Genomic DNA, 14,171 nt, shown 5'->3' with positions numbered 1-14,171 from the left:
ATCAAATTAACGGCTAAACAACAGAAGTTTGCTGACAATTATATTGAGACTGGTAACGCTGCTAAGTCAGCACTTAATGCTGGTTATAGCGAAAAGACGGCTGCAGTTATTGGTGCTGAAAACTTATTAAAACCTAATATAAAATCTTATATTGATGAGAAGATGAAACAGATTGCAGATGATAAGATTGCTGGTCAAAAAGAAGTCCTTGAGCTTTTAACCGATGTTATGCGGGGCAACGTCACTGAAACAATCGTTTCGGGTAACGGGAAAGCATTCGAAGTTCCGACTAGCACAAAGGATAGAATTAAAGCCGCTGAACTAATTGGTAAGCGATACTCTCTTTGGAAAGACGTGGTTGATATCAACTCATCCGACATTAAGATTGTGGTTGGTGGCGATACTAATGGCGATTGAGTTGGAGTTCCCACATCCCGATAAAGTGTTTAATGAACAATTTGAAAAAAGCTTGTTCGACTACAAGACATTTACCGAAGTCTACTATGGCGGAGCGTCATCTGGTAAGTCACACGGCGTTGTGCAAAAGGTTATTCTCAAAGCTTGCAAACGATGGAAGTATCCACGGAAGATACTTTGGCTGCGTAAGGTTGGGGCAACGGTTAAAGAGTCAATCTTTGCTGACGTTCAATCATGCCTAAGTGATTTCGGACTACTACCACTCTGCAAAGTGAATAAATCAAACTACGAGATACAGCTTCCTAACGGGGCTGTTTTTTTGTTCTCTGGTTTAGATGATCCAGAAAAAATAAAGTCGGTTAAAGGACTATCAGACGTAGTCATGGAAGAAGCAACGGAGTTTAACCTTGAAGACTATACGCAGCTTACTTTGCGTTTACGGGAACGGAAACATAAAGATAAGCAACTATTCTTGATGTTTAACCCCGTTAGCAAGCTTAACTGGGTGTATAAGCATTTCTTTGAGAAAAAGCAAGCTGACGTTAAGATTATCCATTCTACTTACAGAGATAACCGTTTCCTTGACGAACGGACACGCAAGACTATTCAACAGTTAGAGCAAACGAACCCAGCCTACTATCGCATTTATGCACTAGGCGAGTTTGCAACGCTGGATAAGCTCGTATTCCCACGCTATGAAAAGCGACGGCTTAATCTTGATACTCCTGAAATGGTTAGATTGCCGAGTTACTTCGGCCTTGATTTCGGTTTCACTAATGATCCATCCGCATTTATGCACTTAAAGGTGGACGTGAAGAACAAGGTTATCTACTTCGTTGAAGAGTATGTTAAGCAACATATGCTAAACGACGATATCGCCAAAATGATTAAACAAATGAGATATGCCAAAGAAGTAATCACTGCCGACGCAGCAGAAAAGAAATCAATTGCTGAGATTAGACGTGATGGAGTTTATCGAATTAAGCCAGCATTGAAAGGTCCAGACTCAATCGTGCAAGGTATCGCATTCATGAACCAGTTTAAGTTTGTGGTTGACGATAGATGCGTGAAACTGATTGAAGAGCTTGAGAATTACACATACAAAAAAGACAAGCAAACGAACGAATATACCAACTACCCAGTCGACTCGTACAACCACTGTATTGACGCTTGCAGATACGCATTAGACCCAATCAATGGACACGGGACACCTAAAGCGATGATATTCAAGAATAACTTTATTTAAAGGGAGTGAGAACATGACAGAAAGCGTTACATTACTAAATGGCGATTGTCAGATTAGCGATAACGGCAGTTTCATTTATCCAAAAGACAAGGCGATGACAGCGGATGATTTAGAAAACTTTGTCAATTACCACAACGACACGATGAAGCCTAAGTATCTTGAGTTAAGAAAAGAATATCTTGGTCAACATCCAATCTTTGAAGAGCCAAGAAAAGGCGGTTTAAGACCTGATAACCGATTAATGGCTAATCTTACCAAGTACGTTGTAGAAACGTTCAACGGCTATTTTATCGGGGTTCCGCCCAACATTACGCTTAACGATGAGAAAGATAATGAAGAACTCCAAAATTGGATAGGTTCCAACTCATTTGCAGATAAGCTAAGCGAAATTAGTCGGCAATGTGACATCTATGGACGTTCAATTGCATTTGTTTACCAAGATGAGAACAGCAATACTAAGGTTACTTATACAAGTCCTGAAACTTCATTCATGATTTACGATGACACAGTAGAAATGAACCCGATTGCGTATGTTAGATATTCATTTAATAACAGCGCTGAAGTCAATGGGACTATTTACTTTGCAGACTATCAGTTCAATTTTGATAGTTCATACAAACTTGATGATAGCAATACTCTGATTAATCCATTTAATACAGTGCCAGCTGTTGAATTCAGTTCTAATGTTTACAAACAAGGACTAATCAACGATATCAAGAGCCTTAACGACGCATTAGATAACGCATTGAGTCAAAAGGCTAACCAGAATGAATACTTTGATAATTCATACTTGTCAATTACGGGACTAGAGCTACCAACTGATGAAGACGGCAACCCACAATTTAATCTTGACGGAAACCAAGTATTCTATTCTCCAGAAGCAAGCGCACAAGACGCAGACGTTAAGTTCATTGAAAAGCCTGACGGTGACAACATGCAAGAACACTTGATTGATAGATTGACTAACCTAATTTATCAAATATCAATGGTTTCAAATCTAAACGATCAAGCGTTCGCTGGTAACAGTTCGGGTGTGGCATTGAAATACAAGTTGCTACCAATGCAGAACATGGCCGTTAACAAAGAGCGTAAATTTACACAGTCAATGCGTCAGTTATTTAAGACTATTTTCAGCGTTGATACAATTCTCAAGAATGACCACGTTGACGCTTGGAAGGACTTATCATTTAAGTTCTATCAAAACTTGCCAGTCAACGTTTCTGATGAAGCTAGCACAGCTCGTTCGCTTGAAGGTATCGTCAGCAAGGAAACTCAACTTGGGACTTTATCGTTCGTTGATGACCCGAAAAAGGAAATTCAACGCATGGCGGATGAACACATTGATGAGGTTGAGAATGCCAAAAAGGCAGCAGGAAACATTAGCGACCAAGGTGATTAGCTATGAAGAATGATGATTACTGGGCTAAACGTGATCAGAACGAACGTAAATGGATAGATGATAACATCAAGAATGATAAGGCGTTCGACAAAGTACTTGAGCAACATTACAACAAGCTAGCTGATGACATCATGAGCAAGATTAACAATGAGTATCTCAGTCTTGCTAGGAATAGTGGCTACACAATGGCCGACGCTAAGGCTAAAGTTAAAGCTGCTGACATTGCTAAGTTTGAAACTGAAGCTAAGAGCTTAATCAAACAAGCGCGTGAGATTTACAAAGCCAATGGCAAAGTTGAGTACGCAGACTTCACTGACCAAGTGAATGAACGGATGAGATTGTATAACGCTACCATGAGAATTAATCGTCTTGAGATGTTAAAAGCTCAAATTGGCGAAGATGTTGTCCAAGCTGGTATCAACGTTAATTCTGAAATCAATGACAAGCTAAAAGATGACGCCTTGAAAGAGTTCAAACGACAATCTGGTATTCTTGGTAGAGATAAGGCTAAGCCCGACTTACAAGAGCTAACAAAGATAATCAGTGCGCAGACTGGTGACGTAACGTTCAGTGATAGAATTTGGCAAGACCAATCATCGTTAAAGGCAGAGCTGGACGTCCTACTTACTCGTCAAATGGTTCGTGGTATTTCTCCGATTGAGATTGCACGTGATCTAAAAAAATTAGTTAGCAGCAAAGTTAATAGCTCACGATATGCAGCTGAACGTATTGCACGGACAGAGTCTGCAAGAGTTCAAACGCAAGTTCAACTTGCTAGCTTTGATAAGTACGACATTAACTATTGTCACTGGATAGCAGAGCCAACCGCTTGTCAGATATGCACGGACATTTCAGAGAACAACGACGGAATGGGAGAAGGTATCTATTCGACTACTGAAGTGCCATTCTTGCCAGCACATCCAAATTGTCGCTGCAGCTTATCTGCATATGAACCTGATGAAGCACAGCTTGAGTCAAAAGGCTTGGCTAAGAAGCCTAATAGTAAAGCAGTTAACGTTAGCAACTTTGATAGAAACAACATCGCTAGCATTAATGATTATTTAAAATCTAAATACGGCATTTTTAATTCATCAAGCACGCCAGCCGAAATTATGGCTAACTTTGTTGATTGGATAGATAACTTCGCTGACGAAAACGAAGGCTTTTTCGAAAGCAAAGCAAGTTCATTGAAAGAAATAAGGGATGCAATTAAAACTAAGGCGGTTGCTGACTGGTCACTTGAAGATACAATCAAAGCACGTATGAACGGTAATGAGACGAAAATAAGAATTAATCAAAAATACACAAAGAGCCTAGATAAACTTAAAGAATTTGCCCAAGACAGTATTAATAGTGGTTGGTTTAATCCAACAGACCCAAAATTGACACCATTTGTTCATGAATTTGGACACGAAGTTGCACATAAAGTATTTATGAATGAGTTAGACAAAAACGGAGGCATATTTGACCTCGTTAAAGATGATCAGCAACGTAAAGAATATTTTTACAATAGTTTTTATGACTCTGTCATAGAAGACATGGGAGCAATACCTAATAAATCAATGGGTGGAAAAATGAAACAAATTCAAGACCTTGGTTTTGTTAGTGATTATGGTAAAACTTCCCCCGAAGAACTATTTGCTGAACAGTTTTCAAACGCTTACACAAACAGTAAGAGTGATGGACTGAACAAAACATTTAAAAAGGTGCTTGATAGTTATTTGAAAGGGGTTAAGTAATGTTAGTAAGACCTAAAGGCTTTGATTATTGGACTTATGACGATAGCCAAATGAAATATGTAATTGATAAAAACGCTCCTCAATGGGCCAAAGATGAATACAATGACTTTTACAAAAAAATAAACAATAAAGACGGGATATATTACTAATTATCCTGTTTTTTTATGCCTTTTTCCGTGTGTTGCAGGCTTAAAAGAACAATCTGTGAACATTACTTATTCAGTCTCCCAAGACTTTAAATGCGTGATTAGGAGGTTTATCCATGGATGACGAAACAAAGACAAACGTAACTGACGAAACGAAAGAAACTGGGACGAATACCGAGACTGAAACTCAAGACAACGAGCAAGGTCAAGGAGTCGACGCAGAAAAAATCGTGGAAAAGTTACAAAAGCGAATTGGCAAAGAGCAATCAGAAAAAAATGACTATGCTAAGAAACTAGCTGACGCGCAGAAGCAACTTGAAGAGTTTAAGAATGGCAAGTCAGTTTCTAAATTGTCAGAAGATGAGAAAGCTAAACAGGCGGCCACCGAAAAGGACAATCAAATCAAGGAACTTGAAACTAAGTTGAAACTTGCTGAAAGCACTCAACAGACGGATGCCGTATTCAAGGAAGCTGGCTTCAACGTTGGCTCTGATGTGCTTAATATGGTTGTTAATACTGATGATGAAAAGACCTATGCAAACGCTAAGGCTTTAATCGACTTTGCTAATTCAATTCGCACAGATACAAAGCAAGAATTCTTAAAAGGTAAGACACCGACAGCATCAGGTAAGGCAGTTAAAACTGTTACAGCTGATGAATTTAACAATATGAGTTACCCAGAAAGAGTTGAACTTGCTAAAAATAACCCAGAAAACTTTAGAAAATTAACAGGAGGTCAGTAAAATGGCAGACGAAACATTCACAAAATTACAAGATTTAATTGATCCAGAAGTGGTAGCTCCAATCATTAGTTACCAGCTACAACAAGCATTACGCTTCACGCCTTTAGCAAGCGTTGATACTACACTTCAAGGCCAACCAGGTAGCGTTCTCAAATTCCCAGCATTTACTTACATTGGTGATGCCGAAGACGTTAAAGAAGGCGAAGCAATTCCAACAGATAAGATTGGAACTACTACAAAGCAAGTTACTATCAAAAAGGCTGGTAAAGGTACCAAAATTACCGATGAAGCGGTTCTTAGTGGACTTGGTGACCCAGTCGGTGAAAGCACTAAACAACTAGGTTTAGCAATCGCTAACAAGGTTGATAACGACTTGTTAGAAGCTGCAAAGGATGGTACTCAAAAAGTTACTATTGACCCAACAGTTGACGGTATTCAAAAAGGTGTGGACGTTTTCAATGACGAAGATGACTCACCCGTTGTAATGGTTGTATCTCCAAAAACAGCATCCGCAATTCGTGCCGATGCAATCAAAAACAAAATGGGTTCAGAAGCTGGAGCTGACCAATTAGTTCGTGGTACTTATCTCGACGTTTTAGGTGTTCAAATCGTTCGTTCTAAGAAGTTGAGTGATACAGAAGCTATCTTTGTTAAAGTTAACCCAGCTCAACCAGCACTTAAATTAGTATTGAAGCGTGGCGTTACTGTTGAAACCGCACGTGACATCTACGCAAAATTGACTGGTATGACTGCGGATGAACACTATGGTGCTTACTTGTACAACGACAAGAATGTTGTAGTGGGTACTGTTAACCCAAAAGCTTAACCCCGTCAGATAACGGGGGTTCCGAAGAAGTACCAGTTGAAGATACTAAACCAACTGATGCAAACACAGTCGAAGAGATCACTACTTATTTAGATAATCATGGTATCAATCATGATGGTGTTACTTTAAAGGCTGACTTGCTAGCGTTGATTAAATAAGGAGTGATCGCATGGCTGAGTTCTTAGACGAAGTTAAAATTATGCTTGGCTTAAAGAAAGATGATCAGGATGATTTGCTAAAGTTAATCATTAAAAACACAACTGCCTCATTGCATGTTAAGCTCGCTCTTAAGCAAAGTGACAGTATTCCAGATGAATTAGGGTACATCGTCACTGAAGTGTCTATCAGACGATTTAACCGCCTAAACAATGAAGGAATGTCTAACTACTCACAGGAAGGCGAGTCAATCACTTACCAATCAACTGACTTTGACGACTTCGCAGCAGATATTGACGACTACAAGTCCCAAAAGAACATTGCATCTAAATCTTTGGGTACTTTGCACGTTCTCAATCCATACAGACGATGAGATATAGTGATGTGGTTACGTTCCACGCCAAGTCTGGTGAAGTTTACAATCCCGACACTGGAGAATACGACACTGGAAGCGATGCACAAACAGAGTTGTATGCAAACGTCACAGATATTGGGACTAATCAGCAAATGCAGTTGTTCGGAGCTTTAAACACTAATACAAAGACAGTTAGATTGAGAAATGACATTCCTGAGAATTGGGAATATCTAACAATTGGAGATAGTGACGTTAAATACTCACTAAAAACGATTGTTCAAACTCAAAAGGGTACTTCTCTGATTGTAGGTGAGCAACAATGACAGTTAACATTGCAGGACTAAACGAACTAGAAGTTGGCCTAAAGAAGCGTATGAACCTTGCAGCGGTTGCCCAAGTAGTTAAGCGAAACGGTGCTCAAATGCAAGATAGTGCTCAGCGTAATGCTCCAGTGAGAACTGGTTTCTTACGTCGTAATATTCATTTGAATTACTTTGATGGTGGAATGACTGCTAAAGTTACTTCTGACGCGAGTTATGCCGTAAACAGATATGCGGCTGCATAAAGCAATTTATGTGAAAAAGAACAGGGCAAAATCGGTGAAAGTCTTTTAATAATAACATGCAATCGAATGTGGAACATAGTATAATTATTACTGAGGTGGTAATTATGAATAAGACTATTGAAGTCCCTAAAACTATTAAGAATTTAATTGGTAACAAGTACCATAGACTTACTGTTGTTGGTTTATCTGACAAGAAAGTTGGCAGAAAAAGATTTTGGTTATGTAAGTGTGATTGTGGCAATGAGATTGTAGTTCGTTCAGATAGTTTGAAAGGCGGACACGTTAAATCTTGTGGCTGTCTAAAAATAGAACAGGATAATTTTAATCTTGATAGAACTATTCATGGTGATGCTAAGCGAAACCATATAACAAGGCTTTTTCATATTTGGCAAGGAATGAAAAAACGTTGCTACGATAAAAATGATAAGCGTTATTCAAATTATGGCGGACGTGGTATTTTCGTTTGCGATGAATGGCTTAATTCTTTTGAAGTATTTAAAGAATGGTCAATATCTAATGGCTACAAAGACAATTTAACGATTGAACGTATAGACGTTGATAAACCATATATGCCTTCTAATTGCACATGGATTACCGTTAAAGAACAGGCCAATAATCGTACAACTTCCGTTTGGGTAACTTATAACGGTCAAACTTTAACACTAAAAGACTGGTCTGAAAAAACAGGGATAAACTATGGAACGTTAAATTCAAGATATAACAGGGACGGAAAACGTCCACCAAAATTGTTTGAACCAGTTAAAAGATAATACCGAGATAACTAATGTGATTGCGAAAGGCACGTTAGTATTGTAGAGCGTAGAAGATGAATAAATATAATTCTTCCAAGAGTGTCCTGCTCCACTTATGTGGATGAAGAGGTACGCCGAACTTACTGGTGACAGTAAGAAGTACAGGATAAAAAGCCAGTACGATAACAAAATGGTATCAAGAATGGGGAACTAGATTTATGGCTGGAACTCCGCACGTAGGGCCCGCTTATAAATCACAAAAGCCAATCTTTATTAGCGAGTTAGAAAGATTAATGAAATAGAGGTGTTCTATGATTTATAAAGCACCAGACCAAGCGTTGTTTGATGAGTTGTTTAAAGCGTCAACGGCGTTGAAATACTCCACTTATGACCACTTGCCGTTGGGAAATGAAAAGGCTTCTTATCCGTTTGTAAATATCGGAGAAGTTCAGTTTGTCCCTATGGCTACAGTTGGTAGCATTCAAGGTTCTCTAAACTTGACTGTTCACATTTGGGGAGATGGAAAACAAAGAAAGAGAGTATCCGATATGATGGACACTCTCTTTTTGTATGCAGCAAATTTAGAAAAGGTTGGCGATTATAGTGTGCAATTCAACTATTCTGGATCAACTACAAGATTATTAGACGACACAAGCGTTCCTAACTCCATCTTGAAACACGGAATGTTAGAGCTTGAATTTAGATTATTAGGAGGTCATTAAAATGGCAGGAACACAAGAAGAACTTCAATTCCTACAAGGTATTGATACGGTTGTTTACTTCCGTAAGTTAAAAGACGCAGCTAATGAAACTGGTAAGTTATTGCCTTATCAAACGACTGCTAAATTCGACCCAAGCAAAAAAGTAGATACCACCGCTACTAAAGACGGAATGGTCCCAACCAGTGCAAGTGTTGAAACTGATTTCGAAGTTGAATTCATTGACTCAACCAGTGCAATTGCAGATATGTTCTACGACTCACTTTTTGACAATGAAAAGCTTGAAGTTTGGGTTATTAAACGTAAACGAGTTAAAGACGGCAAATACTTTGCTTGGTACTTCCGCTCAACGGTTAGCGAAGATGAAAACGATAACGATGCAGACGATAACTCAACTCGTGACGTATCATTCTCAGTTGAAGGAACACCACAACGCGGATGGACTTCACTACCACAAGATGCTAAAGACCAAATGAACTACATCTTTAAAGGTATTGAAAAAGATGACGGTTCAAACAATGGTGGTGGTACTCCATTCAAGGAAACCACTAACCCAGACGCTGGCAAATAACTAACATCGGTCGCCTATGAAATGAACAGTACGCATTGCGGGCGGCTATTAATAAGGAGAACTAATCATGGAATTAACTATCAACGGTAAAAAATACAACTTTAAATTTGGAATTAAGTTTGTTCGTACTTTAAACGACATCGCAGGTGCAACTATGCAAGGGATGAAGTTTGGCATGGCTTTATCTACTACTTTGCCAGGTTTGCAATCTGATGATCCATCAGCTTTATCTGACGTTCTTTTTGCAGCAAATGCAACGGAAAAGCCACGCTTAACTAGAAATGAAATTGATACTTACCTAGAGTCAGACGCTGATTTAGAAGCTGTATTCGCTCAAACAACCAAAGAAATTACAGAAAGCAATGCAACTAAGCTAGTAGCAAAAAAGATGAAGCTCGGCAAGTAGAACTAACTTCCGAGCAAACTTATCATCAAATGGTTGTCAATTGTCTTCGATTTTTCGGTTTAACAGATATGTACGAGATTGAAACAATGACGATCAGTGAATATTACACAAGGCTAGAAGCTTATCAGCTTAAACAAGTTGACATTCAAAAGAACCTAGCTTTGCAAAGCTGGTACAACCAAACGGTTCAAGCTACCACAGGTAGTGCTAAGAACCCTAAGCCAAAATATAGCAAATTTGAGAAGTTCTTCGACGCTATGACGAAAGAGAATGAAATCAAAGAAATGTTTGACCCAAACTACAAGCCAGTTGTTTTAAGCGAGTCAGGGAAAAAGGAAAAACAAGCCGAATTATTCGCTAAACGGCAACGAGAATGGGAAGAACTACATATCAAGAAAGGAGGTTAAACATGGCAGAAAGTTATTCAGTCCAGGCGCAACTGTCCGCAGTTGATAAGAACTTTAGTTCAGCATTTGAGAATGCGTCTAATGTTGCTGAAAAAATGGGGAAAACATTATCTGTCGTTGGTGCTGGTACTACTGCGTTTGGTGTTATGGCTTTGAAGTCTTTTGGTAACTACGAAAAGGCACTTAACCAAGCAGCAGTAACTGCTGGTGGTACTGCCAAAGATATTGACGGCCTATCAGAAGTAGCTAAGCGAGTATCTGCAACACTTCCAGTGTCTGCTCAAGAAAGTGCTGAAGCTATGATTGAAATGGCTCAAGCTGGTGCGGATGTTTCTAAGATTAAGACGTACTTTCCGCAAATTGCCAAAGCAGCGATTGCTTCTGGATCAGACGTTAAGGTAACAGCTAGCACTGTTGAAAATGCAATGACGATTTGGGGAGACTCACTTAAGAAACCAGAACGAGCGGCAGCAATCTTAGTTGATACTGCTAACCTTTCTAATGCGTCAATGGCTGACATGAGTAATGCGTTGGCTAACGTTGGTGGTTCTGCTTCTAACATGGGTATGAGCATGCAAGATACAGCTACTGCGATTGGTTTACTTACTAACCATGGTTTTAGTGCGGCTCAAGCATCGCAAGATTTGAACCATGCAATTCTACAAATGCAAGCACCAAGTTCTAAGGCAAGAGACAAGATGATTGAGTTAGGCCTTTCATTTACCGATGCTCAAGGCAACATGAAACCATTCCCTAACATTTTGAAAGATGTTAATACAGCACTTGACGGACTTAAACCTGCAGAACGAGCTGCTGCATTGAAAACTTTGTTCGGTACTGCTGGTATGGGAGCAATACTTCCATTGCTTGACTCTATTAAAAATGAAACAGGCAATGCTGCTAAATCATGGGACGGAATGTCCTCGCAAATCGACAAGGACTCAAAAGACTCAGCAACTTCTACTGCATTTTTGGAAAACCAAACAAGCGAAATGCAGAAAAACGTTGGGTCTAGCCTTACCCAAATTAACCATAAATGGCAAGATTTAATCATGGCTTCAATGCAGGGAACTAAACAGATTTCAAGTGGATATCTTAGTCTAATAAATTCAGCTTTAGCCTGGGCTATTCAATCTAATTCGGCTGGTGCACAAGCTATTCGTGCTTTTATTGGGTTGAGTCCAGTTATTGGTACTGTTATAACGACAGTTGGTTCATTATCTAGCTCGTTAGCAAATGTTGGTAAAGGATTTGGAATGTTGAAAGCTTTTATGACAAATCCGTTTACGGCTGGAGTAGTTGCAATAGCTGCTTTAATAGCGATTTTGGCTAAAGCTTATCAACAATCTGAAACATTTAGAAACGCAATTTCAAGCGTTGGAAATGTATTCAAATCAATTCTTGGACCATCTATCGATTCTATAAGTAATGGGTTAAAAAAGATGTTTGGTGCTTTTGCTGGAGCTGGTACATCAAAGGGATTAATTGACACATTAGCAACTTCAATTGGGAATGGATTGGCTACTGCGATTAATTCTGTACCTTGGGAAACGATATTTAAAGGTATGGCTGCAATAATTAATGTAGTCATAGGTATCGTTCATAAGTTGATTGATGTTTGGAATGGGTTGCCAGCTCCCGTACAAAATGCAGCAGAAAAAATGGCTAAATTTGCAGCAGCTGCAGTATTAATAGGGCTACCACTAAAAATTGCTGGGTCATTAATTACTTCATTAATTGCCAACATGGTAGGAATTGGTTCTGGATCAGCAGCGGCTTCAACTTCAATGTCAGGTATGGCAAAAGCGGCTGGTAGTACTGGCGGTGCAATGTCTGGATTGATTGGAAAAATTGTTGGAGTTGTAACTTCATTAGGTGGTGTATTTTCTAGTGGCATTAGTTCAGCTGGTGGATTAATTAGTCTTCTTGGTGGTAAATTAGTTGATATGGGTGGAAAGACTGGAATTGCTGGAAAAGCAATTAGTCTATTAGGTTCAGCATTTTCATTTATTTCAGGACCAGTCGGAATTGTTATTGCAGCTTTGACATTAGTAACAGCTGGAGTTTCGTTGTTTGGTAGTAATGCTCAAATTGTCACTTCTAAAATCGTTGCATTTGGTCAGGCGTTTCAAACAGCTGCCCCACAGATTGGACAAGCATTCGGAAGTGTAATTTCAGGACTAGGAACAATGATTTTAAGTGCTGTGCCAGGAGTTATTGCTGGAATGACATCATTAATGACTGCCTTAACTACGACAGTTGTATCACTAGCTCCTATTGTTGTAATGGGATTTTCACAAATGTTTTTGGCAATAAGTCAGGCTATATTATCTGCAACTCCAACGATTATTTTAGGATTAACTAATCTACTAGTTGCATTCACTGCGATTATTGTATCTATGGCGCCACAAGTAGTTGCAAGCTTTGTAGCTATTCTTACTGCTTTTACAACAGCTGTCGTTTCTGCTATGCCACAAATCGTTCAAGATGGTGTAGATTTAATAGTTTCATTGTTAAATGGTATTGCACAAGCAATTCCACAAATAGTTCCAGCTGCTATAAACGTAATAGTTACATTCTTAACTACGTTAACTCAACAAATGCCACAGTTAATTACAGCTGGTATTCAGTTCATTGTTTCAGTTCTTCAAGGTATAGCACAGAATATGCCACAGCTGATTACAAGTGCTGTACAAGTTATCGTGACATTCTTAACTGGGTTAACCCAACATATGCCAGAACTAATAACTGCAGGTGTGCAATTTATAGTATCTATTTTAAATGGTATTGCAGCCAATATTGGTGATTTAATTACAGCAGGTACTAGAGCAATCGTTAATTTCTTGGAAGGGATAGCAAGCAATTTAGGAAACGTTATTTCTGCTGGTGTTGATGTTGTTGTTAGTTTCATTGAAGGAATTGCTAATAATCTAGGGAAAGTTATTAACGCTGCAGTCGATTTAATCGGAAAATTCTTACAAGGTTTAGCAAGTGCTATACCTAGAATTACTGACCAAGCAGTAGCTGCAGTTATGAAATTCGTTTATGGAGTTGGCTATACGTTAGGTCGAGTAACGAGCTCTGGTACTGAATTGATTTCACAATTTGCTAAAGGGATTATGGCAGGAATGGGAATGTCTTCCAATTCTGCTAGAAATGTTGCAAACGGTGCTTTAAATGCTATTAAGGGATTTGTCAGCAGCTTTGGAAGTGTTGGTCGTAATATCGCTAGCGGAGTTGCTCGTGGTATTGCTGCTGGTGCAAGCTCAGTTATTAGTGCGGCTGCTAATATTGCAAAAAGCGCATTGAATGCCGCTAAGTCTGCATTAGGTATTCATTCTCCTTCACGTGTAATGAAGAAACAAGTTGGTTTCTTCATTAGTGAAGGTATGGCACTTGGTATCACAGATAACATCAGTGCTGTTGAGAACGCTAGTGACACATTAGCTCAAGCTGCAATTCCAGATATCAACACTAAAGACATGGTACCGAGCTTCAACACTGCTGATTTATCAGATAGCATTGCTAGTGCAAACGCTTCAATAGATCATCAATTTAACACAGCAGCAAGTGCTGAATTAACTGTCAATCAACAACCAGCCAATATTAACCTTAATCTTGGTAACCAAAACTATCGTGCATTTGTTAATGACATCAGTAAGCAGCAAGACCAAAACACAGACTTAGAACTTAGATATTAGGAGGCGATTAAAATTAGTAATTA

General features: G+C 39.0%; 16 protein-coding genes. All 16 read left to right on the top strand.

All coding sequences use genetic code 11. From position 1 onward, the window contains the following. The 16 genes from ACEPSS_RS07770 (at position 1) to ACEPSS_RS07695 (ending at position 14,148) form a co-directional block, all read left to right on the top strand. The gene (locus ACEPSS_RS07770) at positions 1-417 is read left to right on the top strand and encodes a terminase small subunit (protein ID WP_395320536.1); all 417 of its coding nucleotides are present in this window, start codon (positions 1-3) and stop codon (positions 415-417) included. Beyond that, on the top strand, positions 407-1,663 hold the full coding sequence (locus ACEPSS_RS07765) for a PBSX family phage terminase large subunit (protein WP_395318897.1): 1,257 nt from the start codon (positions 407-409) through the stop codon (positions 1,661-1,663). Before ACEPSS_RS07770 ends, ACEPSS_RS07765 begins: the two co-directional genes overlap by 11 nt. 13 nt (positions 1,664-1,676) lie before the next feature. After that, on the top strand, positions 1,677-3,062 hold the full coding sequence (locus ACEPSS_RS07760; RefSeq protein WP_395318895.1) for a phage portal protein: 1,386 nt from the start codon (positions 1,677-1,679) through the stop codon (positions 3,060-3,062). 2 nt (positions 3,063-3,064) lie between these two features. Continuing rightward, positions 3,065-4,801: a minor capsid protein gene (locus tag ACEPSS_RS07755; protein ID WP_395318894.1), complete on the top strand. Its 1,737-nt coding sequence runs from the start codon at positions 3,065-3,067 to the stop codon at positions 4,799-4,801. After that, positions 4,801-4,950 (top strand): hypothetical protein, encoded by a 150-nt coding sequence (locus ACEPSS_RS07750; protein WP_395318892.1) that lies wholly within the window; start codon positions 4,801-4,803, stop codon positions 4,948-4,950. Before ACEPSS_RS07755 ends, ACEPSS_RS07750 begins: the two co-directional genes overlap by 1 nt. 113 nt (positions 4,951-5,063) lie before the next feature. Continuing rightward, positions 5,064-5,690: a capsid assembly scaffolding protein Gp46 family protein gene (locus tag ACEPSS_RS07745; protein WP_395318890.1), complete on the top strand. Its 627-nt coding sequence runs from the start codon at positions 5,064-5,066 to the stop codon at positions 5,688-5,690. Between the two features lies 1 nt (position 5,691). Beyond that, entirely contained in the window at positions 5,692-6,516 is an 825-nt protein-coding gene (locus ACEPSS_RS07740; RefSeq protein WP_395318888.1) for a N4-gp56 family major capsid protein, read from the top strand. 169 nt (positions 6,517-6,685) lie between these two features. Next, positions 6,686-7,045: a phage head-tail connector protein gene (locus ACEPSS_RS07735; protein WP_395318886.1), complete on the top strand. Its 360-nt coding sequence runs from the start codon at positions 6,686-6,688 to the stop codon at positions 7,043-7,045. After that, positions 7,042-7,350, top strand: coding sequence for a hypothetical protein (locus tag ACEPSS_RS07730; protein WP_395318884.1), 309 nt, complete (start codon positions 7,042-7,044; stop codon positions 7,348-7,350). The genes ACEPSS_RS07735 and ACEPSS_RS07730 overlap by 4 nt, the downstream gene beginning before the upstream one ends. After that, positions 7,347-7,592, top strand: a complete 246-nt coding sequence (locus ACEPSS_RS07725) for an HK97 gp10 family phage protein (RefSeq protein WP_395318882.1) — start codon at positions 7,347-7,349, stop codon at positions 7,590-7,592. Before ACEPSS_RS07730 ends, ACEPSS_RS07725 begins: the two co-directional genes overlap by 4 nt. Positions 7,593-7,696: 104 nt before the next feature. Further along, the gene (locus ACEPSS_RS07720) at positions 7,697-8,362 is read left to right on the top strand and encodes a hypothetical protein (RefSeq protein WP_395318880.1); all 666 of its coding nucleotides are present in this window, start codon (positions 7,697-7,699) and stop codon (positions 8,360-8,362) included. Between the two features lie 293 nt (positions 8,363-8,655). Further along, positions 8,656-9,066: a hypothetical protein gene (locus ACEPSS_RS07715; protein ID WP_395318878.1), complete on the top strand. Its 411-nt coding sequence runs from the start codon at positions 8,656-8,658 to the stop codon at positions 9,064-9,066. A 1-nt stretch (position 9,067) separates the two neighbouring features. Then, positions 9,068-9,634: a phage major tail protein, TP901-1 family gene (locus tag ACEPSS_RS07710; protein ID WP_395318876.1), complete on the top strand. Its 567-nt coding sequence runs from the start codon at positions 9,068-9,070 to the stop codon at positions 9,632-9,634. 67 nt (positions 9,635-9,701) lie between these two features. After that, complete coding sequence (locus ACEPSS_RS07705) at positions 9,702-10,040, top strand: tail assembly chaperone (RefSeq protein ID WP_395318875.1); 339 nt, start codon at positions 9,702-9,704, stop codon at positions 10,038-10,040. Positions 10,041-10,126: 86 nt separating this feature from the next. Further along, entirely contained in the window at positions 10,127-10,447 is a 321-nt protein-coding gene (locus ACEPSS_RS07700) for a hypothetical protein (RefSeq protein ID WP_395318873.1), read from the top strand. Between the two features lie 2 nt (positions 10,448-10,449). Continuing rightward, complete coding sequence (locus tag ACEPSS_RS07695; RefSeq protein WP_395318871.1) at positions 10,450-14,148, top strand: phage tail tape measure protein; 3,699 nt, start codon at positions 10,450-10,452, stop codon at positions 14,146-14,148. The last annotated feature ends 23 nt before the right edge of the window (positions 14,149-14,171 follow it).

Origin of the sequence: Fructilactobacillus frigidiflavus (genome assembly GCF_044054575.1) — a bacterium.
Taxonomy (GTDB): domain Bacteria; phylum Bacillota; class Bacilli; order Lactobacillales; family Lactobacillaceae; genus Fructilactobacillus; species Fructilactobacillus frigidiflavus.
The sequence above is the reverse complement of the archived record's forward strand: the minus strand, read 5'-3'. Positions and strand labels throughout refer to the sequence as shown.

Excerpts from the sequence above, each read along its gene's own strand:
- ACEPSS_RS07765 (WP_395318897.1), top strand. The coding sequence starts at position 407 with ATGGCGATTGAGTTGGAGTTCCCACATCCCGATAAAGTGTTTAATGAA.
- ACEPSS_RS07760 (WP_395318895.1), top strand. The coding sequence starts at position 1,677 with ATGACAGAAAGCGTTACATTACTAAATGGCGATTGTCAGATTAGCGAT.
- ACEPSS_RS07755 (WP_395318894.1), top strand. The coding sequence starts at position 3,065 with ATGAAGAATGATGATTACTGGGCTAAACGTGATCAGAACGAACGTAAA.
- ACEPSS_RS07750 (WP_395318892.1), top strand. The coding sequence starts at position 4,801 with ATGTTAGTAAGACCTAAAGGCTTTGATTATTGGACTTATGACGATAGC.
- ACEPSS_RS07745 (WP_395318890.1), top strand. The coding sequence starts at position 5,064 with ATGGATGACGAAACAAAGACAAACGTAACTGACGAAACGAAAGAAACT.
- ACEPSS_RS07740 (WP_395318888.1), top strand. The coding sequence starts at position 5,692 with ATGGCAGACGAAACATTCACAAAATTACAAGATTTAATTGATCCAGAA.
- ACEPSS_RS07735 (WP_395318886.1), top strand. The coding sequence starts at position 6,686 with ATGGCTGAGTTCTTAGACGAAGTTAAAATTATGCTTGGCTTAAAGAAA.
- ACEPSS_RS07730 (WP_395318884.1), top strand. The coding sequence starts at position 7,042 with ATGAGATATAGTGATGTGGTTACGTTCCACGCCAAGTCTGGTGAAGTT.
- ACEPSS_RS07725 (WP_395318882.1), top strand. The coding sequence starts at position 7,347 with ATGACAGTTAACATTGCAGGACTAAACGAACTAGAAGTTGGCCTAAAG.
- ACEPSS_RS07720 (WP_395318880.1), top strand. The coding sequence starts at position 7,697 with ATGAATAAGACTATTGAAGTCCCTAAAACTATTAAGAATTTAATTGGT.
- ACEPSS_RS07715 (WP_395318878.1), top strand. The coding sequence starts at position 8,656 with ATGATTTATAAAGCACCAGACCAAGCGTTGTTTGATGAGTTGTTTAAA.
- ACEPSS_RS07710 (WP_395318876.1), top strand. The coding sequence starts at position 9,068 with ATGGCAGGAACACAAGAAGAACTTCAATTCCTACAAGGTATTGATACG.
- ACEPSS_RS07705 (WP_395318875.1), top strand. The coding sequence starts at position 9,702 with ATGGAATTAACTATCAACGGTAAAAAATACAACTTTAAATTTGGAATT.
- ACEPSS_RS07700 (WP_395318873.1), top strand. The coding sequence starts at position 10,127 with ATGACGATCAGTGAATATTACACAAGGCTAGAAGCTTATCAGCTTAAA.
- ACEPSS_RS07695 (WP_395318871.1), top strand. The coding sequence starts at position 10,450 with ATGGCAGAAAGTTATTCAGTCCAGGCGCAACTGTCCGCAGTTGATAAG.